At 38.5% G+C, this 22,271-nt stretch carries 20 protein-coding genes; 13 read left to right on the forward strand and 7 right to left on the reverse strand.

Features of this window, described 5'->3' with window-relative positions; all coding sequences use genetic code 11:
* Positions 1–70 precede the first annotated feature (70 nt).
* The 3 genes from N7603_RS04650 to N7603_RS04660 are packed head-to-tail and all read left to right on the forward strand — an operon-like array spanning position 71 to position 2,938.
* Positions 71–1,471: an MFS transporter gene (locus N7603_RS04650; RefSeq protein ID WP_262096196.1), complete on the forward strand. Its 1,401-nt coding sequence runs from the start codon at positions 71–73 to the stop codon at positions 1,469–1,471.
* The gene (locus tag N7603_RS04655; RefSeq protein WP_262096197.1) at positions 1,468–2,628 is read left to right on the forward strand and encodes a lysophospholipid acyltransferase family protein; all 1,161 of its coding nucleotides are present in this window, start codon (positions 1,468–1,470) and stop codon (positions 2,626–2,628) included. Before N7603_RS04650 ends, N7603_RS04655 begins: the two co-directional genes overlap by 4 nt.
* Positions 2,591–2,938 (forward strand): iron chaperone, encoded by a 348-nt coding sequence (locus tag N7603_RS04660; RefSeq protein WP_262096198.1) that lies wholly within the window; start codon positions 2,591–2,593, stop codon positions 2,936–2,938. Before N7603_RS04655 ends, N7603_RS04660 begins: the two co-directional genes overlap by 38 nt.
* A 16-nt stretch (positions 2,939–2,954) precedes the next feature.
* Here N7603_RS04660 and N7603_RS04665 read toward each other — a convergent pair whose 3' ends face one another.
* Genes N7603_RS04665 through N7603_RS04675 form a run of 3 tightly spaced genes read right to left on the reverse strand, consistent with a single transcriptional unit; the run spans position 2,955 to position 5,805 of the window.
* Positions 2,955–3,656 carry a hypothetical protein gene (locus tag N7603_RS04665; RefSeq protein WP_262096199.1) on the reverse strand — a complete coding sequence of 234 codons (702 nt, stop codon included), beginning with the start codon at positions 3,654–3,656 and terminating at the stop codon, positions 2,955–2,957.
* 59 nt (positions 3,657–3,715) lie between these two features.
* Positions 3,716–5,119: a sensor histidine kinase gene (locus tag N7603_RS04670; RefSeq protein ID WP_262096200.1), complete on the reverse strand. Its 1,404-nt coding sequence runs from the start codon at positions 5,117–5,119 to the stop codon at positions 3,716–3,718.
* Between the two features lie 17 nt (positions 5,120–5,136).
* A complete protein-coding gene (locus N7603_RS04675; RefSeq protein WP_262096201.1) occupies positions 5,137–5,805 on the reverse strand; it encodes a response regulator transcription factor in 669 nt (222 codons plus the stop codon).
* Between the two features lie 154 nt (positions 5,806–5,959).
* On the opposite strand from N7603_RS04675, the gene N7603_RS04680 reads away from it, so the two are divergent.
* From N7603_RS04680 to N7603_RS04720, 9 genes are all read left to right on the forward strand, one after another.
* Positions 5,960–6,748 (forward strand): DUF4349 domain-containing protein, encoded by a 789-nt coding sequence (locus N7603_RS04680; protein WP_262096202.1) that lies wholly within the window; start codon positions 5,960–5,962, stop codon positions 6,746–6,748.
* 9 nt (positions 6,749–6,757) lie between these two features.
* Complete coding sequence (locus N7603_RS04685; RefSeq protein WP_262096203.1) at positions 6,758–8,272, forward strand: vWA domain-containing protein; 1,515 nt, start codon at positions 6,758–6,760, stop codon at positions 8,270–8,272.
* Positions 8,273–8,393: 121 nt separating this feature from the next.
* The gene (locus N7603_RS04690; RefSeq protein WP_262096204.1) at positions 8,394–10,745 is read left to right on the forward strand and encodes a helicase C-terminal domain-containing protein; all 2,352 of its coding nucleotides are present in this window, start codon (positions 8,394–8,396) and stop codon (positions 10,743–10,745) included.
* Between the two features lie 60 nt (positions 10,746–10,805).
* Positions 10,806–12,278, forward strand: coding sequence for a glycoside-pentoside-hexuronide (GPH):cation symporter (locus N7603_RS04695; RefSeq protein ID WP_262096205.1), 1,473 nt, complete (start codon positions 10,806–10,808; stop codon positions 12,276–12,278).
* A complete protein-coding gene (locus tag N7603_RS04700) occupies positions 12,275–13,105 on the forward strand; it encodes an aldo/keto reductase (RefSeq protein WP_262096206.1) in 831 nt (276 codons plus the stop codon). The genes N7603_RS04695 and N7603_RS04700 overlap by 4 nt, the downstream gene beginning before the upstream one ends.
* A 366-nt stretch (positions 13,106–13,471) precedes the next feature.
* Positions 13,472–14,623 carry a cytochrome c biogenesis CcdA family protein gene (locus N7603_RS04705; protein WP_262096208.1) on the forward strand — a complete coding sequence of 384 codons (1,152 nt, stop codon included), beginning with the start codon at positions 13,472–13,474 and terminating at the stop codon, positions 14,621–14,623.
* Between the two features lie 10 nt (positions 14,624–14,633).
* Positions 14,634–14,939 carry a hypothetical protein gene (locus N7603_RS04710; protein WP_262096209.1) on the forward strand — a complete coding sequence of 102 codons (306 nt, stop codon included), beginning with the start codon at positions 14,634–14,636 and terminating at the stop codon, positions 14,937–14,939.
* Positions 14,936–15,436, forward strand: a complete 501-nt coding sequence (locus tag N7603_RS04715) for a cysteine desulfurase family protein (protein ID WP_262096210.1) — start codon at positions 14,936–14,938, stop codon at positions 15,434–15,436. Before N7603_RS04710 ends, N7603_RS04715 begins: the two co-directional genes overlap by 4 nt.
* Positions 15,417–16,067: a cysteine desulfurase family protein gene (locus tag N7603_RS04720; RefSeq protein ID WP_262096211.1), complete on the forward strand. Its 651-nt coding sequence runs from the start codon at positions 15,417–15,419 to the stop codon at positions 16,065–16,067. Before N7603_RS04715 ends, N7603_RS04720 begins: the two co-directional genes overlap by 20 nt.
* 29 nt (positions 16,068–16,096) lie before the next feature.
* On the opposite strand, the gene N7603_RS04725 is transcribed toward N7603_RS04720, so the two are convergent.
* Positions 16,097–17,110, reverse strand: a complete 1,014-nt coding sequence (locus N7603_RS04725) for a threonine aldolase family protein (protein WP_262096212.1) — start codon at positions 17,108–17,110, stop codon at positions 16,097–16,099.
* Between the two features lie 72 nt (positions 17,111–17,182).
* On the reverse strand, positions 17,183–18,154 hold the full coding sequence (locus N7603_RS04730; protein WP_262096213.1) for a sensor domain-containing diguanylate cyclase: 972 nt from the start codon (positions 18,152–18,154) through the stop codon (positions 17,183–17,185).
* Between the two features lie 152 nt (positions 18,155–18,306).
* On the opposite strand from N7603_RS04730, the gene N7603_RS04735 reads away from it, so the two are divergent.
* Entirely contained in the window at positions 18,307–19,470 is a 1,164-nt protein-coding gene (locus tag N7603_RS04735) for an MFS transporter (protein WP_262096214.1), read from the forward strand.
* Positions 19,471–19,493: 23 nt separating this feature from the next.
* On the opposite strand, the gene rsmH is transcribed toward N7603_RS04735, so the two are convergent.
* Both rsmH and N7603_RS04745 read right to left on the reverse strand, forming a co-directional pair.
* Positions 19,494–20,528 carry a 16S rRNA (cytosine(1402)-N(4))-methyltransferase RsmH gene (rsmH, locus tag N7603_RS04740; RefSeq protein WP_262096215.1) on the reverse strand — a complete coding sequence of 345 codons (1,035 nt, stop codon included), beginning with the start codon at positions 20,526–20,528 and terminating at the stop codon, positions 19,494–19,496.
* 89 nt (positions 20,529–20,617) lie between these two features.
* Positions 20,618–22,258: a hypothetical protein gene (locus N7603_RS04745; protein WP_262096216.1), complete on the reverse strand. Its 1,641-nt coding sequence runs from the start codon at positions 22,256–22,258 to the stop codon at positions 20,618–20,620.
* Positions 22,259–22,271 lie beyond the last annotated feature (13 nt).

A 22,271-nucleotide genomic window follows, 5' to 3' on the forward strand; every position in this document is an offset into this window, starting at 1 on the left:
TTGTTTTTTCGTTTTTAAGTACGTTTTGTGCTAAAATGACAGTAATACTGTTATTCAATAAGGAGATACTATGCAACACACTTTGGGACGTAAACTGGCATTCGCATCTGCTGACATTTTTGGTGGAGGCTCGTTTAACATCATAAACTTTTTGTATCCAGGATTTCTTGCACTCACCGTCGGACTTAGCCCATACTGGATTGGCTTAGTCATGCTGATCGCACGTATTTGGGATGCGATTACTGACCCTTTGATGGGGTATATTTCAGACCGAACTCAATCCCGTTATGGCAAGCGTCGTGTCTATTTAATCTTTACAAGTCCACTTATTTTAGTTTCGATGTACTTACTCTTTTTCCCTTACAATATGTCTGATGTTAATTTGCGAATCATCGCCACTTTAGCATCCTACCTTTTATTCACCACCGTACAAACTGCGGTGATGATTCCGTATTACTCGTTATCCTCAGAAGTATCCTCAGATTATCAGCAACGCGCAAGTTATAACTCGTACCGTTTAGGCTTCTCGATTTTCGCTTCCATTCTCTGTGTCGCAGTTCCTGGCATCATCGTTGGCTTATTCGATGAAAAAGTCGGTTATCAAGTCATGAGCTTGTCCTTTGGCCTTTTATTCTTTCTATCCGTTTTATTCACGGGTCTATTTGTAAAAGAAGAAATCCAAACCAAACCACTCGAAAGCAAATTCAATGTGAAAGCATTGGTTAAACCCTTAGGTCTAAAACCATTTAGGCAATACTTAGGGATGTTTTTAGTCCTTCAAATGGCGATGGCCATCATGAGTGGGTTATTTTTCTTCTTTGTCGATTTCTATATTATTAAAGACCAAACTGCAAACCAAGAATCCACTATTGTAGGGCTAGTCGCAGCAGCCTTAATGTTCTCAATGCAAATCGTAGCTCTACCAGTCTACATCAAAATGATTGAGAAAAAAGGGAAGACCTATGCGTATCGTTTTGGGAGTCTCTTATGGATTGTGACTGCTTTATTTATTTTAGTCATGCCACCAAACGTAAACCCAATTTCCTTATACATACTCGCAGCCCTTATGGGCTTTGGTATTAGTGGCCCAGGTCTAGTACCACACACCATGTATGGCGATGTCGTAGATGCAGGGCAACTTTATTTCAATGACCGCTTAGACGGTCAAATGAGTGGGTTTACCAACTTCATCAATAAGGTAGCACAAGCAGTTGGGTTAGCCTTATTCATGGGTTTAATTGGGCTAGCTGGTTTTAATGAAAGACAACCCGGTGCAGACCCGATCTTATCTCAACCCGATCGTGCGATGATGGCGATTCAATGGATCATGGCTTTAGCACCACTTGTATTCATGAGCATTGGTATTTATATCTCGTTTAGATATCGGATTGATGCGAAAAAACAAGCTGAAATTAAACAAGCCATTACTGACCCTACCTTGAAGGCAGAGGTTCTAGATTCGATTCTATGAAAAAACCAAACGGGCTTCTCTTTTGGCCATTAGGGGCACTCTTGAAAGTATTTGCCTACTTCAAAGGTCAACGCATCGTTAAAAAAACAAAAATCAAAGGTCCAGCAATTACGCTATCTAACCATACTTCATTTTATGATTTTATATACACTACGACAGCCCTTTACCCTTACCGAATGAATTATTTAGCCGCGCACAAGATGTTCTTTGACCCACTTTTAGGACCCTTCCTAAGACTGTCTAAAGCCATTCCAAAAGCATTACTACAACCGGATGCTGTCGCAACCATGAAGTCTTTACGTGTCATCAAACGGGGGGGAATCCTCTCAATTTTTCCTGAGGGTCAAATCTCGAATACCGGTAAATTTATGTTGCCTGCATTCTCGATTGCGAAACTCATAAAGAAAGCCAAAGTCGATGTTTATACCGTGAAACATCAATTTCCCTATTTAGTGAATCCGCCATGGACAAAAAAGACGTTTAGAGGCAAAATGATCACCACAGTCGATAAACTCATCGATAAAAAACACATTTCAGAATTATCCGAAGAAGCGATTTATGATTTAGTGGTTATAGGCTTAACCCATAGCCCCTATCAAGACAACCTAGTTAAAAACTATACTTATAAGCTCAATGACATTCACGGTCTTGAATATGTTCTAACTGAATGTCCAAATTGTCACCAAGTCGGCATGAAATCCGAAAAATATGAACTGCACTGTCCACACTGTGACACCAAGCTCATCTATGACAAGTATGGTCGCCTAAATGGACAAGGTGTGGAAACCTATTATAAGGCACAACGCGAACGATTAATCGAAACTGTTATGAATAACCCAAACTATGCATTAGAAAGTCCAGTGAAACTCGAAGGTTACCAGGACAAACGGGTCAAAACCATTGGGGAAGGACACCTTAAACTTTCTCAAGCCGGTTACCATTTTGAAGGGGTTGTTCATGGACAACCCACTACGTATCACTTTGAAATCAAAGACGTGCCAACTTGCCCCTCAGACATTGGTCGAAACATCCAAATCTATGAAGGGTATCAACTCTATCAATTCGTATTTGAGAATCCGTATTTACCGACACAATTCGTATTACTAGGCGAGGTACTCCATGAAAATGAACGAAGCAGTACAAGACTACATCCTTAAACAACCTGAACCTCAACAATCCATACTACTAGAAATCGAGAGGCGTATTGGTTTGCTATTTCCTAACGCGACGGAAGTACTTTCGTATGGCGTTCCCGCTTTTAAAGGCGAGAGAGTATTCTTTTTCTATGGGGGATTTAAAGCCCATGTGAGTGTATTTCCACCACTGCCTTTAGACCATCCATTGTCAGAATCATTAAAACGGTATCGAAACGATAAGGGAAATCTCTTATTTAAAATCAAACAACCAATCCCTTATGATCTCATCGAAGGGGTTGCGAAAGCGTTATTTGAACTTTATCACAAATAAAAACCAGGGCCTATGACTATAGGTCCTGGTTTGCTATATAAAGGTTTTGGATGATGTCATAGGCGACTCTTAACTGATTGGTTCGGGCTTCATCTAGCGTAAATTGATTGGTCATGAGTGTGATGAAATCATCAACATTTAACGCTTTAAAATCGAGAGGCGCGTTTCCTCTCAAGTAAGATAAATAATAATCTTGCATGAGTTCTAGTGCGTTAATTTCATCTTGTGTTAAGTCGATGCCACGTCTTTGATTGATGTAGCTGATTTTACCAATACGTGGGGAAGTACCTTTTGATTCAAAGGATTCTATTTGAGTCTTAATCGAATTAAATAAGACGATTTCATTTAAGGTTAAAGTAAGCCCTTTGGATTCAAATAGAGTTTTTAATTCTGAGGATGTCTTTATGAAGAGTGTACGCATCGTAATTGAATCTGATAGTGAAATTGTATACAGTTTTTCCATGAAATCCTGATAACGTATGAGATCAGCTTCTGTTGGATTATCTTCTAAGAGCTTGTACAAAATGACAAAATCATCGGCGGGATTACCCGTATGATACAAAATATCTTCAGGGTCTGAATGTGTGAATGTCATGGTGTTCCCATCGAAATAAAGACTACCCTGAATCGTAGTTTCTTCAAAACGGTCGCCAGCTGCACAGCCAAATAGAGTGAATAAGGCGATTAGAAAGAGTCCTAATGTTAGATATTTTTTCATTTTGCACCTCCTTTACTGGTATATTACCAAACAGTTTTGACAAACTAATGACAAAACGCTTATTTACAATTTATATGAATCTTGATGACGACATCGTCGCCGTCATTGAAGAGTGTATAGGTGTATCCATAGAGTTCACAGATTTGTTTAACAATAAATAAACCAAGTCCGGAGCCCTTTTCGCTTTGTGTATTCATTCTGTAGAACGAATTGAATAATTTCTCGATTTCCGCTTCTGGAATGTGACCTGCGTTACGAACGGATAACACATAATGTGTACCACGCTGTTCACCTGTTACTTTGACCATGGCGTTCGTCGTATAGAGTAAGGCATTTTTAACGATGTTGGTTAATAAAATCGATAGAAGTTCTTCACTCATTAGGAGTTCACCCTTCTCAAAAGATTTAATCAACTTGATCTTACGCTGTTTCGCCAGTTCCATCATCGGGGTGAGTAAGGTTTCAAATACTTCGGTATTTACCACTTCATTTGGTCTCAACTTATCTTCAAGTTTCAAGGAATAAGTTAAATCCTGAGTAATCGTGTGGATGGTTTCGATTTGGACTAAGAGTTCTTTTAAGTATTTCTCTTTATCCTTATAACGTCCTACTCCATCAATCATTCCCTCAACCATGCCCTTCATGACGGCGAGTGGGGTTTTGATTTCATGATTGATGGTCATGATTAAGTGTTTTTTCTTTTGTTCTTGTTGTTTTTCATAATCGATATCGGAAGACAACTTTTGATTGGCTTCATTCAGTTCACTGAACGCTTTCTTTAAGTGAAACCCCATCTCATTTAGGGAAGAGGTTAACGTTCTAAACTCATCGTTTCGACGGATGTTTAAGGTTTTATTGAAATCAAGTTCAGATAAACCTTTCGCATACTTGCCAATTTGTTTGATTGGTTTTGAAATACTTCTCGAGATGAATACGGATAATAAGAGAATGACAACCAGAACCAACAGGGATTGGGTCATATTGAGTGAGTTTAAAACCTGGTCGACATTCCGTAAGGATTGAATTCGGGTTGAGACAATTAAATAATCCCCAATCTCAAATTGATAGATGTAGCTAATCGTGTAGATATCTTCAACCTGATCGACGAAATAATACAGATTACCGTCGACAATAGTAGCTTCATGGTCAAAGATCGAAATGACAAAATCTAAAATGTTCGTTTCATTTAAGAAGGTTGGACCAATCGAGGCTTTAATCGCGTCGTTTTGATAATGAATGAACGCGGTTTCACTCGATAAATCCATTAAACTGGTGTCTTCGAGTGGGGTTCCGTTTTGAATCGCACCCGCGTTTTCGACAATTGAGGATTTTACACTTTGGATGTTTTTATCGATATACATCGGTGAAAACTGGGTGTAACTATAATACATGCTACCGAGGTAGACCAAAGAAAAAGAGATCAGTAACATGAAGAATGTTTTGAAGAATATACTTATTTTCATGATGACCTCCTAATCGATTATTTTTCGAATTTATAGCCTGATTTATACACGGTGTGAATGTATTCGGCAGCTTGTCCTAACTTTTGTCTTAAGCGTTTGATGTGGGTGTCTACTGTTCGGTCATAACCAAAGTAGTCATACCCCCAAACGAGATTCAGTAAATCCTCACGTGTGAATACGCGTCCTATATTATGAATGAAGAGTGTGAAGAGTTCCCACTCTTTTTTATTTAGAGTCACGGGCTCGTGATCAACTTTTATCTTAAACGTATCGAGTTGGTATTCGATGATGCCATAACTCATATACCCTTCAATCGTTTCTTTTTGAATGCGAGCGAGTACCGCTTCGATTTTCTTAATGACGATTTTTGGACTATAAGGTTTTGACACGTAATCGTCAATCCCGATTTGATAGCCTTTCAATTGAGACTCTTCATCGGATAGTGCAGACAAGAAGATAATCGGTACTTTAGACGTTTTACGAATGACTTGTCCAATCTCAAACCCATTCACGTGGGGTAACATGACATCGAGTAAAACCAAATCGTAGGTAGCCTTTTGGAATTGTGAAATCGCATCCTGCCCGTCGTATACTTGATCGATGATGGCTTCTTTATAAGTGTCTATTATATAGTCATGGAGTAAATCATTTAAATGTTTTTCATCCTCAACAATTAAAAAACGCATCGTTTCACCTCCCAAAGATTCTATTTAAATCATAACACACTTACTGTTCATTTTTATCTACTGCAATTTACTTTGTCACAAGATTGTCATAACTTATTCAAAAGTTTGACACAACAATCCACTATACTGAAGGCACAAAAGTGAGGGATACAGGATGAAAAAACGATTCTTAGTAATGATTTTATTGGCACTCGCATTCCTAATGACTGGATGTGCTCAAGAAGGGTATATTGGGGATGAAACACCATCCAACGGACAAACTGAAATGACAACAACTTCCACCCGTAAAATTATCTATACTGTGGATATGGGCATTAAAGCGAAAAAACTTGTCCCGCTCTACGATGATCTCATCAGCCGTTTGAATGAAGATGAATGGATCGAATCCGATCAACTTGGCTACGAATCGGGGGAATTGGTCTTAAGGATCAAAACCACCCGTTTAGCCGCTTTCACAGACCAACTTCGAGATGACTTTGAAGTGACACACTTTAGAAGAACGTCAAGGGATGTCTCAATACAGTACTACGATAACGCCACTCGGATTGAATCTTTAGAAGCAGAACAAGCGCGACTAATTACCCTTTACGCAGAAGCGAACCTATACGATCAAATCGAAATCAATAAGCGCTTATCTCAAATCGAAACAGAACTTAGAAACTTAAACAATGAAAACAACCAAACCGACCAATGGATTGAGTACAGTGTCGTGCGAATTCGTTTAAACGCATCCGCCCCATACGATACACTTACATTCCCTGAAAAGATTAGACAAGCCTTTGATCAAGGGATTGACGCATTCACTGGCCTCATTGAATTCATCATCTTAGCACTCATTACCTTATTACCATTTGTTTTGGGGTTTGGTCCAATCGTTGTAGGTATTATATTCTTAAACAGACGCAGCTATCAAAAACGCATGAAAAAAAGAGAAACCAAATAGGAGGACTATATGAAAAAACTACTCAGTATAATCGCATTAGCTTTCGCATTAACCTTAGTTGGGTGTAGCACACCTTATGGACTAGACTACGAATCGGGATTACCACCAACCGGTGAAACGTATGCAGAAATCACCGATAACCCATTCATCCGAACGATAGACCGTTCGGTATCGACCTTTTCAGCCGATGTCGACACCGCGTCTTATTCCAACATCAGACGTTTCTTGAATCAAGGTATTTTACCGGAACGTGACGCTGTTCGAATCGAAGAAATGGTGAACTATTTCACCTACGACATCGATGCACCACAAGCAGGTGAAATCATAAACGTTCATAGTGAATACAGTGACGCCCCATGGCAATCTGGTCATAAATTACTCATGCTTGGACTAAAGACTGAAGACATTCAGTTTGATGAATCCGTCGGGATGAACTTAGTATTCTTAATCGACGTATCTGGTAGTATGTTTAGTTCCGACAAACTCCCCTTGCTTAAGCAGGCTTTATATTTGCTCATTGAAAACTTAAGACCGATTGACAGAATCTCGATTGTGACCTATGCAGGTTCAACAAAAGTCCTTTTAGAAGGTGGCGATAGTACGGATAAAGATGAGATCATTCAAGCCTTAGACCGCCTCCAAGCCTCAGGATCCACAGCCGGTGCGAGTGGGATTAACCTCGCTTATAAGGTTGCGAAAGAAAACTTCATTGAAGGGGGAAACAACCGAATCATTCTCGCCTCTGATGGCGACTTCAACGTGGGAGAATCTTCAGTTGGAGGGCTAAAAGCGCTCATTTCAGAAGAACGTGATCACGGGATTTTCTTAAGCGTCTTAGGGTTTGGAACCGGGAACTACCGTGATGACATCATGGAATCCCTAGCAGACCATGGAAATGGTGTATATTACTATATCGATTCCTTAAAAGAAGCCGAAAAAGTTTTAGTCCATGAGTTGGGCGGGACGATGATTACAGTGATGAAAGATGTCAAACTTCAAGTCGAGTTTAATCCAGCATCCGTCAAAGCATATCGTTTAATTGGTTATGAAAACCGAGTATTAGATTATGAAGACTACGAAGACGACACGAAGGATGCCGGTGACATTGGGTCTGGTCATGTAGTCATCGCGTTTTATGAAATTATCCCAGTCGGTAGTCCAACCGAAGTACTGACCATTGAATTTGATCCAATTGAGGACTTAAAATACGATTCTACCAACTACCTTGATGAACTTTTAACCCTATCGATTCGTTATAAAGAACCGACTGAAAATACCTCACAAGAAATCCAAAAAGTAATCTTGAATGAAGCCTATACGACCACACCATCCAAAGAATTTCAATTTGGCAGTGCTGTAGTTGAATTTGGCTTACTATTAAGAGAATCAAAGTATAAAGGCACCTCTAGCTTTGACGCCATTATCGAAAGAGCGACGAACGCACTAGAATTCGACCCTCACGAGTATCGAAGTGAATTTGTTAGACTTGTAGAAATGGCTAAAAATATCTCAACAGCGGATTAAGCACATTGAATATTATACATTTGCTTAATCCAGGATACATCAGCGCTCCCACACCCCAGGGAGCGCTCTTTTTTTCAAATTCACCTGAAATATACGTTATAATGAATATGGAAGTGATAACATGACACTCAAAATTGGTGTGGGCGAAATGGTCAGTTTTTTATACGCTTCAGGAGACCTCAGTTCTGAAACCTTTCAAAACGTTTCACAACTTGAAGGCATTAAAGCCCACCAATACGTTCAAAACAAATACGATTCAAAAGGTCAAAAAGAAGTATCAATCAAAGGTAATTACGATTTAAACGATAAAACATACCAAATTCAAGGTCGTATGGATGGCCTACTCGAAATCGATGGTGAAATCCACATTGAAGAGATCAAATCGACGCGTAGAGACATTCACGATTTTTTATTCACGCCGAATTTAGAACACGAAGCTCAACTTAAAATATATGCATTTTTATGGATGTATCTAGAAAACATCGGAACCGTTAAAGGGCGTTTAACTTATATCGAATTATCCAAATACCAAACTAAAACGTTTGATTATGTATTTACAAGAGCAGAACTCAAGCCGTTTTTTGAAACATCGATTGAAACTTACGGTGCTTGGATTACAGAATTAGAACTTCACCTAATTGAGAAAAAAGCCTCTTTACAAGCCTTAAAGTTTCCATTTGAGACTTACCGTAAAGGTCAGCGCGATTTGATGAAAGCGACTTACCATACGATGAAAGAAGACGAGGTCTTATTCGCCATCGCACCAACCGGGATTGGGAAAACGATGGCGACCCTATTCTCAACCTTAAAAGCCCTCGATGATGATCAAGAGAAAATCTTTTATTGTACCGCCAAAAACCAAGGTAAAAAAGTCGCGATTGATTCGATGGACACCTTACATACTCAAGGTTTAAAGACCAAAACGATTGAGATTACTTCTAAAGATGATATTTGTTTTTTAGAAAAAAGAGAATGTGACCCGGATAAATGTCCGTTTGCGAGAGGCTTTTTTGACCGTTTAACCGACGCCATGAAAGACATGTTTTTAAATGAATCGTTAATGACACGTGCGGTCGTTGAAAGCTATGCACGTAAACATACTGTATGCCCATTTGAGTTCTCGTTATTTATTTCTTATTACGTCGATGTTATCATTTGTGACTACAACTACGTCTTTGACCCAAGAATCCATCTGGTCCGCTACTTTGACGATGATACTTATAAACCAAAACTCTTAATTGATGAAGCCCACAACATGGTACCTCGGTCACGAGACATGTTTTCCGCGACTTTACTAAAAAGCGATTTAATTACCTTAAGAAAAGCGGGTTCTAAGCTCAAACCAAGTATAAGGCATTCTGTGAATAAACTGATTGAACGGTTTGACCACTTTGAAGCGGAACTTGAAGGTGAAAACTTTAAGAGTTATTTAAATGTCGATATGACTTACTTAGAACTCGTTTCGAATTTGATGATGAAAATCACGAATGCACTCAAAGAAAACCCCAAATACCCAAAAAAATCTGAAGTCATGGATGGGTATATGAAGCTTTTAACGCTTTCGGTGATTTCCCTTTATTACGATACCCCATTCCGATTTAATATCATTAGACAAACTGAAGATTTGGAAATCACTATCCAGTGTTTGGATGCGAGTAAGTATATTCAAGATACGTTAAAAAATAAATCCCACGGCGCGGTATTCTTCTCAGCGACCCTCTACCCAACCGATTATTACCAAACCTTAATCAGTAAGGGTTATGGACAAATCATTCAGATTACTTCACCGTTTGATCGTGAAAACTTAAAGATTATGACCAACGACCGTGTCGATACACGGTATAAATCAAGAGACCAATCTTTAGAACAAATCACTAAAGCGATTGAGACGGTTGTAAAGTCGAAAGTTGGAAACTACATCGCCTTTTTTCCATCTTATCAATATTTGAATCAAGTAAAAGACGCGTTAGATGCGAATCTAGATATCGACATCATTGTTCAATCTAGAGCGATGGAAGCTTATCAAAGAGAAGAAATCATGTCCTTATTCAAACGAGACCTTTCAAGATCCCAAATCGCTTTCTTCGTGATGGGCGGTGTCTTCGCCGAAGGCATCGATTATGTCGGAGACATGCTATCGGGGGTCATTATTGTTGGAGTAGGATTACCGATGGTCAATGAACCGAATCAACAGCTACGGGCTTACTACGATGACACCTTCAAACGGGGCTTTGATTACGCTTATACCTACCCAGGGATGAATAAGGTTATTCAAGCGGTTGGAAGAGTCATTCGAAAAGATGATGACTACGGGGTTGCGTTATTGATGGATGACCGCTTCGTAACGCCTTTATACAAACGCTTAATGCCGAAGGAATGGGATGCTAAACAAGTGGTGCGCACGGAGTCCCATTTAGAGGATACACTAAAGACCTTTTGGGAGAAGATGGCTGCAAAATACCCGAAATCTTAAAAGGGTATCTACACAACTTAATAATTCAAGTATAATGAACGTATATAGGGAGAAAAAACTATGACTGAAACTTTATCGAATCGTTCGAAGTGGACGTATGCCGCATCCGGTCTTGGCAGAGACATGATGTATGCGTTATACAGTACCTACTTACTGGTTTTCTTTACGGATGCGATTGGGGTATCCGACTGGGAGTTGTTAGCGATTGGGGTTGTCATCGCGGTTGCACGTATTTGGGATGCGATCAACGATACCTTAATGGGCATCATCATTGATAACACCAAGTCTAGATATGGTAAGTTCAAACCGTGGTTACTCATCGGAGCGATTACGTCTGCCATCATGTTTTTCTTATTATTCCAAGATTTTGGATTAACGGGCGGGCGGCTCGTCCTCGTATTCACAATCATTTATGTATTATCCGATATGACTTTCACCATGAATGACATCGCATATTGGTCGATGTATCCTACCTTTACAAGTGACCCGAAAGAACGCGAATCAATTGGTTCAAAAGCGCGTATCTTCGCGAATTTAGGGATGTTCATCACGATTGCTTTGGTACCGATTATTTATCAGAACTTCGCAGCTGGTCCAAAAGCCGCATTCTTCTGGATTGCGCTAGTGATTGCGAGTATTTATTTAATCTCTCAAATTCTGGTATTTTTCGTAGTAGAACCGCCTAAAAATCACCTCGTCATTGAAAATCAACCGAAAACAGCCTTTAAAGATGTTCTTAAAATCATTTTTAAAAATGACCAACTCGTGGTCATTATCATCGCTATTTTCTTATTCAATACAGGCTATTATGTAACAACCGCTTTAGGCATATATTTCTTCAACTATGATTTTAATAAGTATGGTGGCGCTGAGTTTACTATTTTCTCAGGCATTCTCGCTTTAAGTCAACTCGCATCGTTATCGTTATTCCCAGTAGTCGCGAAAAAGATCTCTAGAAAACAAATTTTCACCTACGCCATCGTATTCATCGCGATAGGTTATCTTTTATTCTTAATGGTGGGTAATCTTCTACCACTCAATATGGTTTTTGTAGGACTTGCTGGATTCTTTGTTTTCTTTGGGGAAGGCTTCATTCAGGTATCCGTTTTAGTCATGCTTGCAGATACCATCGAGTATGGACAGTGGAAGCTTAAAACCCGAAACGAATCGGTTATGTTTGCAATCAATCCGTTCGTGGTGAAACTCGCGACCTCAGTTCAAGTTTTAATCGTTACAGCGACTTTAGCCTGGTCTGGTTTAAACCAAAAGGTCATTGAACCCTTAACCAGTGCACGTGAACTCGCAGCGTCAGTTGGCCAAGTATTTACAACCGATCAAGCAAGATCGTTGATACAAGCAAATGTCACGGATGAAATGTTACTGTGGCTTCGAATTTCAATGGTTGTTTTACCAGCATTATTTATTTTAGGGGCATTCTTGGTTTATCGAACCCATTATAAGATTGATTATCAATTGTTCGATCAAATCAAAAAAGATATTGAAAAAGATTTACAAAAAGGAGACACACAATGAAAGTAATCAATCAAGCAGTCGTTTTAAAAAATGGCGTTAAACTCCCGAAAATTGGATTAGGGACCTGGCAAGTTAAAGACGGGGATGAATGTTATCATTCCGTATTGGCAGCTTTAAAGAATGGCTACCGTCACATCGATACCGCTGAAGGCTATCAAAATGAAGAATCGGTGGGTAGAGCCGTTAGAGATTCTGGATTAAAACGAGAAGACGTCTTTGTTACTTCTAAACTAGAATCACACATTAAAACTTATCAAGGCGCGTTAGATGCCTTTGAAAAAACCTTAAAAGCATTGCAGTTTGAATACTTAGACTTATTCTTAATCCACGCCCCATGGCCATGGAGCGAAATAGGTAAGGATTGTAGCAGTGGGAATGTCGAAGCTTGGAAAGCGATGGAATCCCTATACCGTGCAGGTAAGATTCGTGCGATTGGGGTATCTAACTTTGACCCTAGTCACATTGAAAATATTCTTAAGCATTGTGAAATTATTCCACATGTCAATCAGATTGGCTATTTCATTGGTTTAGATCAACAAAAAACCTTGGATTACTGTGCATCTAAAGGCATTGTCGTCGAAGCTTACTCCCCACTTGGAATTGGGTATCTCTTAAGCAATCCAATCATTGGTGAGGTTGCGAAGAAGTACCAAGTTTCACCAGCTCAAATTTGTATTCGTTACTGCTTAGAGAAGAATACGGTACCACTACCGAAATCGACACACGAAGCGAGAATCATTCAAAATACCCAAGTAGACTTTGAGATTAAACCTGAAGATATGAAAGTATTAGAAGCGATTAAGGGCGACCCTAGACGTTGGAACTAAACTAGTAAAACGATATCAAAAAAGAAATCCTTTAGGCGATATGAATCAACCAGAAGGATTTCTTTGTTTTTGGAGTGATTTGTTCGTTTTAGGTTCACAATTGTGAACATTTTCTTTAAAAATGTTTACTAAAGTGAACATGAATTTGGACGCACTCTAGAATAGAACACTCGTGTAACCTTACTGTAATCATCCAAATCTGACTTACTTTTTTCATATAGATTAATTATTAGGCTTCTTAGTAATTCATAAAAGGTATATATTGAGTAGATACTTTTTTTCAATATTAACGTGATTTTAGACGTCACTTCATTTTTGTGTTATCATATAGATACGAATATTTTTGTTTATATGAAGGAGCAATTTATGAATACATTTACAAAATGGCTTTTAGCCAGTGGACTCATCCTTTTTTCTGTGATTATTTATGGTACACGAATCCAAGCAGATAGCCAAGTAGACGCGATTTATTTCGGGTCTTTAACCTGTTCAAACTGTCAACAAGTTGCGTCCTCTGGGGTTTTAGATGATCTTGAAGACGAAGGCTATATCGTCACTAAGTACATCAGTGAAGTCGATTACGACTTATTTGAAGAAATGTTTGCGCGTTACGCTAGAACCTACGATGTCCCGAAAAATAAGAACCTAGTCCCGATTCTTTATGTAGGGGATACCTATTTTGATGGTGCGGATCGAATCATTCAAGGCATTCAAAATGGGGATGTCCAAGCGATTATGGATCAACAAGCCCCATTAGACCCCATTGAATTCGTCTATGGCGATATCACATTCAATGATTTATGGGTATTGTTAGGATCGACCGCTGTCTTAGGCATCCTAGACGCCTTTAATCCTTGCGCCATCGCGATGCTTTTGATGTTCTTATCCTTCTTAACAGATAAGAAACGCACAAAACCAATCTTTTATATTTGTTTGTCCTATATCCTTGCGATATTTGTGACATACTTCATTTTAGGAACTTTCTTATCGAAAGCCCTAGCCTTACTCGCACCTTATATGATTGTGTTCTATACAATCATCATCGTATTAGCACTATTCATTTCGGCTTTAAACTTCATGGATTTCTTCGCAGCCAGAAGAAAAGCGTATGGTGAAATTAAAAACCAATTGCCCAGACGTTTCTTCGCTGTAACCAAGAAACTCATGAATAACTTCGCTGAAAGCATTGAATCGGGCGACATCACGGTATACTTAATTGCGTTTTTAATCGGGATGTTTGTCGCGATTGTCGAATTCCCATGTAGTGGTCAAGCGTTTGTCGCGTGGACAGCAATCATTGTCGACCGCACCGCACACGTCGCCTTATTCAACATTTTATTATTTGTTTATGTCTTATTATTTGTTTCCCCACTCATCGTCATTAGTGCCATTACATTAAAATCTCAAAATATCCACGTGGTTTCAAACTTTGTAAGAAACCGATTAGATATCATTAAACTCGTGAACGCTCTTGTATTCTTAGGGGTTGCGATATACTATATTATTAGAGTCATCTAAGGGGATTATTATGCACATCAAACGTATTTATGTCATCGACAACAAAGGTAAAACCGTATTTAAAGGTCCGGTTTCCAATTTAAAATTTAAACCCGAAAGCGTCAAACAAATGTCCATTAAACTGTTTAACGATGAGAATCCATGTATCATTCATGAATCCTACGCAATTGAACAGTTAGCGACTGAAGTAGAACATATTTTGTTGTCGAAACAAACCTTAGAAATCCGAATTGATGTGAAACTTCAAACTGAATTACCAGAGTTAGAACTCATGAATTATTTAAACCATACTTTTAAACTGGACGTGAAATCATGAAAATCTTTGATTTAGACCACGCAGCTACGACCCCAATTCACCCTTTAGTACTGGACGCCATGTGGCCTTTTTTAAAGTTATCTTATGGGAATCCATCCTCGATTCACGAACTCGGTATGACCGCTAAAAGAGCGATTGAACAATCGAGAAAACAGATTGCAAGTATTCTAAACTGTGAGCCCAATGAACTCATTTTTACAGGTTCAGGTACTGAAGCAACCAATCTAGCAATCAAAGGCTACGCTTCAAAACACCCAAATAAAAAAGAAATCATCACCACTCAAATTGAACATGCAGCAACTCTAAGAACCGTTCAGTATTTGGAAAAACAAGGTTATAAAGTTCACTATTTAAAGGTAGATCATGAAGGGTTTATTGACCTAGTTGAACTTAGATCTTTAACCAATCCAAACACCCTTGTAGTCAGTATTATTTGGGGAAATAACGAAATCGGAACGATCCAAGATTTAGAATCCATTGAAAAAAATCGTCCATGAACAGGGCAGTATACTACATGTGGACGCAGTTCAAATGCTCGCCCACATTCCAATCGATTTAAAAGCTTTAAATGTCGATATGATGACCTTATCCGGTCATAAAATCGAAGGCCCTAAAGGCATTGGATTACTCTATAAAAAGAGTACCATTGAACTTGAACCCATCATTCATGGTGGTGGCCAGGAAACACATCTGCGTGCCGGGACGGAATCGGTGATTGGTATCGTCGGGTTTGAAAAGGCACTCGAAGTACTCTCTCTTAAGTACGACCAAAAACATAAACACTTAAGTGAACTATCGAAAGCGTTTATCCACCAACTTAAAGAGAAAATGCCGTTTCAATTATTGGGTCCTGAAATTGGGCCTAACCGTATTCCGGGATTATTATCTTTATCTATTCCTGATGTTGTCGGTTTGAAGATTCAATTTAAACTCAATCAAAAACACATTTATGTATCCACAGGCAGTGCGTGTCATACCCATGAAGTTGGGGTCTCTCACGTCATTGAAGCGATCCAAGCGCCTTATAAAGAAGGCATTATTCGTGTGAGCTTTGGAATGGATACCGTGATTGAAGATATCCCTTATTTGGTGGAACAATTTTACGAAGCTTACGATCAACTCATATAAAAAAAGTTCAGAAATTCTGAACTTTTTGTTTATAGTAGGTGTTTTAAATTGGTTAACAAAGACTCAATCATCTCTGGTTTTGTAAACCAGGAAGTCACCAAACGAATGGTTTTAATAGAACCTTTATCGGTCCATATCTCAAAGGCATAGGATTTTAATAATTGATCAACTACATTCGATTTTAAGTCAATAAAGATTTGATTGGTTAGGACCGGATATAACGGTTGAATCCCTAAGGCATTTAACCCTTTGGTTAATTGAATCGCCATTTGATTGGCGTGATTGCCTAACTCAAAGAAGAGATTGTCTTGAAATAAGGCTTCAAATTGTAGTGCAGCGATAAACCCTTTCGCAAGCAATCCGCCACTTTGTTTAATCGAATAGCGGATGTGCGGTTTCAATATGTCGTTTTTAACGACTAAAGCTTCACCAAGCATCGCGCCATTTTTAGTGCCGCCTATATAAAAGACATCTGTATATAAGGCGATATCTTCTAAAGTGAGTTTCGAAGCTGCTAACGCAACCCCTAATCTCGCACCATCTAGAAATAAATATAAACCTTTACTTTGACAGTAGTGATATAAAACCGAAAGTTCTGCTTTGGAGTAATACGTCCCGGTTTCGGTTGCGTTAGAGATATATACCATCTTGGGGATGACACGGTGTTCATCGGTATAGGTTTGATAAATGGGATCAATCGTTTCTGGGGATAACTTACCAGATTCATTTGGAACTAAAATAATTTGATGACCCGTCGATTCAATCGCCCCGGTTTCATGGACAAATATATGACCCGTATCGGCGGAAATTACCGCTTCATATGGTTTTAAGACGTGGCTGATCAAGACTTTGTTTGTGATCGTTCCGCCAACTAAAAAATGGATATCCACTGGGGTTTTTAAAAGGGCTTGAATACGATTTTTAACCTGATTGGATAAAACATCTAAACCATAACCATTAAACTGGGTTTCACTGTATTTTTGGAGTAATTCAAGAATCCTCGGGTGACCTATTTCACTGTAGTCGTTTTTAAAAGAAATCATGATTGCATACCTCACTCATAGAATCATTATAATCGATAATGTATAAAAAAAGATGTGGTAATCCACACCCCTTTAGACGATTTTGTTTTTACCGCGTTTTTTCGCTTCATATAAATTGATGTCAGCTTGATGAATAAAATCATATAAGGAAGACCCTGGATACTCAAACACACCCCCACTGATGGTGACTGGTTTTTGATCAATGGAAACCGTTTGTTCAACCTCTTTACGAATACGGTTGGATATTTCGATGGCTTGAATTCTACCCGTGTTTCTAAACACAACTAAGAACTCTTCACCACCATAGCGACCTACAGAATCAGTCTTTCTTAAGTTCTTTTGAATCACAGTAGCGATGGTTTTTAAAATCTCATCACCCTTAATATGACCATACGTGTCGTTTACCTGTTTAAAATCATCAATATCGAGCATGAGTATTGACAAATTATCCTGATAATCGAGGTCTTGAATCGCTTGTTTTAAGTCATCGATAATACCGCGGTAATTGAACACTTTGGTAAGTTCGTCTGTGATTGAACGCTTCAGTAGACGTTCTTTTTCTTCGAGTAATTGGTGTTCGTTTTGTTTTCGTTCGGTGATATCAAACACGATTCCAGAAAGCAGTAATGGTCGATTTAAAGCGTCCCGTTTTGTTACGACCCCGCGGTCATAAAAGAAGCGATATTCGCCGTTTTTGGCTTTAATGCGGTACTCGACATCATACACATGCGTTTCCCCATAAAGATGTTTACGCATATTATCCATCACAGGTTCATAGTCATCTGGATGTAGTTTGGATGTGAAAAAGTCAAAACCAATCGGTTGTTTCAACTCACTGAGTTTATACCCTAATGCCTGTGCTTTGAGTGGGTTAAACGTGACTGTGTTGGTCGGTACGTCCCAATACCAACGACCCAAATTGCCTGTCCAAGAATAGTCTAGCGTGTCACCTTTGTTTTGTTCGTCTAGTAAATGGTCAATTAGACGTTGTTGAGCCTCGATTTGTTTCTCCAAATCTAGAATCTTTTTTTCAATCGTTGTCATAGGAACACCTCACTGTTATTCTATCACAAAACACTTGTAAAATGTCGTAATAGACCGATTTATTTATAATTATTTGAACATCAAAGAAAAATCGTTTGGATTATATTTTTTCTGTGATATAATGAAAAAAAACTAAAAAAGGACGAATCGTTATGAAACCTAAACATATTTTATGGGTACTATCTTGTATCACGATGATGTTACTGATGGGAACCGTTTATGCCTATAGTGTATTAAGATACCACATTGAATCAATCTATCAAACCTCAACCTTAGAAAGTGGGTTACCTTACATGACAGCCCTCTTTTTTTACGCACTTTCGATGATGGTTACAGGACGTTACTTAAAACCTAAACGTCTTCGTAAAATTGTATTTTATGGTACTTTACTGATCATACTTGGGTATTTTCTATCCGGTATTACTACCCATATTTATGCATTAACGTTAACGTATGGGGTACTAATCGGTACTGGTGTAGGGATGGTGTATGGCGTACCAATCTATATGGTTCAAATTCTATTTCCTAAGAAAAGTGGTCAAATGACCGGACTGATTTTATTAGGGTTTGGGATGTCTCCTCTAATTACAGCACCGTTATCTAGAATACTCATAGAAACATGGAGTTTAAGGGAGACCTTCTTTGTTTTAGGATTCATATTCTTGATGATTCAATTGCCTTTATCCTATCTATTCATTGTAAAAGAAAAGAAAACATTTAATGCTCAAAAAGAAGAGGATTCGACCAAAATCAAATTAAAACCATTTAAAATAATCTATGCGTTATTTGTTATCGCGACGACTATTGGTTTAATGATGATTGGGTTAACCTATACCATCGGTGTTGACTTTTATGATTTAAATCCCAATCAAGTAACTCTAATGATCTCTCTTTTCGCAATCCTAAACGGTATCGCTAGGCCCTTGTTTGGATGGGTCATGGATCAAACGTCAACACGGGTTTCTGGACTCATCAGCGTAGGTTTAATGATATTAGCGAGTTTGGTTGGTATCCTTAACCAAGGGACTTCCGCGATTCTATTTGGTATTACCTTCGGTTTGTTCTGGTTTAACTTAGGGGCTTGGTTAGCCATCATCCCCGCTACTGTTAAAGCGTATTATGGGGTTAGACAGTATGCGAAAACGTATGGGAAACTCTTTACCGCTTATGGGGTAGGCGCGATCCTAGGCACACTCATCTCTGGGTTTATATTAGACTTTTTTGACCATACGTTATACCTATATTCAAGTCTATTGGTTTTAATGGTAGTTTCAATTGTACTCTTAATGAAACTACCCAATAAAAGTCTAAACTAAAAGAAAAAGGACATCAATTGTCCTTAAGCTTTAATCGCACATCTGAGTTTCGCAGAACGGGCTCTAGAGTTATTGAAAACCTCGGTTTGCGTGGGTAGTGTCGGTCCGAAGACAGCACCGTATATACCCGTTCTTTGATAGTGTTGAAAGGCTTTTTTAACGAGTCGGTCTTCACCAGAGTGGAACGTTAGAATCGCGACACGTCCACCTTTTTTGAGTAGAAGTGGTAATTTTTCTAAAAGATCATATAAAGCTTCATATTCTTGATTGACATCGATACGAAGTGCTTGGAAGGTGCGTTGGGCAGCTTTCTTAATAGAATCCTCTTGAATCGATTTTGGAAGATTCTTTAAGGCTATTTGGATGACTTTAAATAAGTCTTTCGTGGTTAGAATCAACTCACCACGAGCTTTTGTTAACGTGATTTCATGGGCGATTTCTTTCGCATACGTCTCATCGGCGTTTTCGATGAGCATCCCTTCAAGTTCGTCTTCGGTAAGTTCTAATAAACGAATGCTTGCGGGAATACCGGTATGCGGGTTCATGCGTAAGTCGAGCGGCCCATCAAACTTATAGGTAAAGCCTCTCGATGGGTCATCGATTTGCATTGAGGAGACTCCAAGGTCAGCTAAGACAAAATCAAACCCATCAACAGGGATTTGATCTAAGTCGCGGAAGTTGATGTTATGAAGTGTGAAATCATTTGATGTAAATCCTGAATCCAATAATCTCTGTTCAGTTTTAGGCAGTTCAATCGGGTCTAAATCGGTTGCGTGAAGATGACCGGTATGGTTGAGTTTTGTAAGCATGTGTTTCGTGTGACCACCAAACCCAAGCGTACAATCTAAGCCGATTTCCCCGGGTTGAATCGCTAAAAACTCCAAGATTTCATCGATCATGATCGACCGGTGCATCCCAGCTGGAGTATTCCCTTTTTCCATGACGTGTTCAATCACGTCTTGGTACTTATCGGGTTGTTGTTCTTTATACTTTTCTTCAAATGTTTTTGGATATTTTCCTGAGTAGCGTTTACGGCGCTTTGGTTTGTTTTCTTCCATGTTAATCACCCTTACCTTAGTATCGTAACAAATTCGATTCTAATAAGCAAATTGAAAAGAAAATGGCTATTGAAATTAGCCATTTGTCCTTATATCTTTGTGTAATTGAGTTTGAAAATACTGTTAGCTCTACCGTCTACTTCAAGAATGTAGGTTCCTTTTTGAAGTTCGTAGGTTTCATATCCCGTAATCTTAGCGATTAAATTACCTTCAAGTGTAGTTAAATTCCCTATCTTTATGTATACATCATTATGATCAGTACCAAATTTGTATAATCCATCCGAATCTATGACGACTTTTATATATTGAACGGGGACATTATTATATCCATAAAACGGGTCTTCATGGTACGTATCAGTCAGTGTGTTTAGCACATCTAGTGATCGAACAACAGATTGTTTGATTGGAAATAGTTCGAATCTAAGCGTTATTAATCCGTTACTATCTGAGAAAATATAGACTGGATCAGAATCTTTTGACAGGATGAAACTGGTTTGATAAACTTCCTGTTTTAAAAAGAAACCTAAGTTGTAGGTATTCTCAATCAAGTTTGTCCAACTGCTAGAACTGTACCTTACATAGTATAACTCCTCTAAGTCTGTGGAAACCTTGAAAAAATCAGCGTTTGATTCAAAATCAACTTTGACTTCTGTATTCTCGTTAAGTACCAAACTCAAGTTTTCATCTGGAAATCTATCGGAGTCCACTTTTACAAACTCTAATTGGTGCCCACTACTAGAGTAAGGGTAATCGATGTATAAATCGTGTATACCAGCTTCAACAACATCGAAGTAGAAGATAGTATCCATCACGGTATCCCCTTTATGGAATCGATTACGAACTACACCCTTTGAATCTTTTAAAACAACAGTTGGCTTTTCATTAATAAGTCTATTTGTGAGTAAGGTATAAGTGCCTCTTTCTAATGGAATTTGATAATGAACTGTGTGTGAGGTTCTGGCAGCCGCGTAATAAAAAACTTCATTGGGTTCGATTGAAATAATATCTTTAGGGTCTGGTAATACAAAATACCGATTCGTATCTTTAAAATTGTATGGGGTAAATGCTTCAGCAATTATATCGCTGCTGATTTCGATTTGCATGCGATAATCGTCGGTATTAAAGGTAAAGCCAACCGACATATTAACAGCATTTTCTGTAAACTTAAATTCAAAAACGGCGTATTTTTCATCTAAATAGGATTTAGATATATCAATCTCTTTTAAAGTATCCACCAACATTTCGTAATCTCTTTCTGAAAAGAAGTTCGGAAATAAACCTGTCAATACATAATGGTTTTCATCCGCTTTTTCTACCTTAATATCTTTGATTACATACCCTGTAGTAGTATCTAAATCGACCAATGAAGGTTCATCTATTTTCATGATTTCGACTGCTTCTCGAGGACCATAAATAGATTGATCTAGTCTTGCAAAATAGAATTGACCATTTTCTTCATATTCAGTGACCGTATACCCATAATGCGAGACTTGAACGTAAAAGGGTTCTTTTTGATAATAATATTCTTGTTTTGCATACCCATTAAATGTACCGCCTCTAACCGTACCTTTAACGGAAACGTCTAATAAATAGTGAAATTGATTGTTAGATTCTTCAAACTGTTTTAAGGCTTTGGATAATTCACGGCTTTCTGGACTCGTTTGGATAAAATCACAGCCGGTTAATAGGAAAGCACAGGTGAGGATGTAAAGGATTAGGAATCGTTTCATGAGTAGTTACCTC

It is taken from the genome of Paracholeplasma vituli, from assembly GCF_025446935.1.
In the GTDB taxonomy this organism is placed as follows: domain Bacteria; phylum Bacillota_I; class Bacilli_A; order Acholeplasmatales; family UBA5453; genus Paracholeplasma; species Paracholeplasma vituli.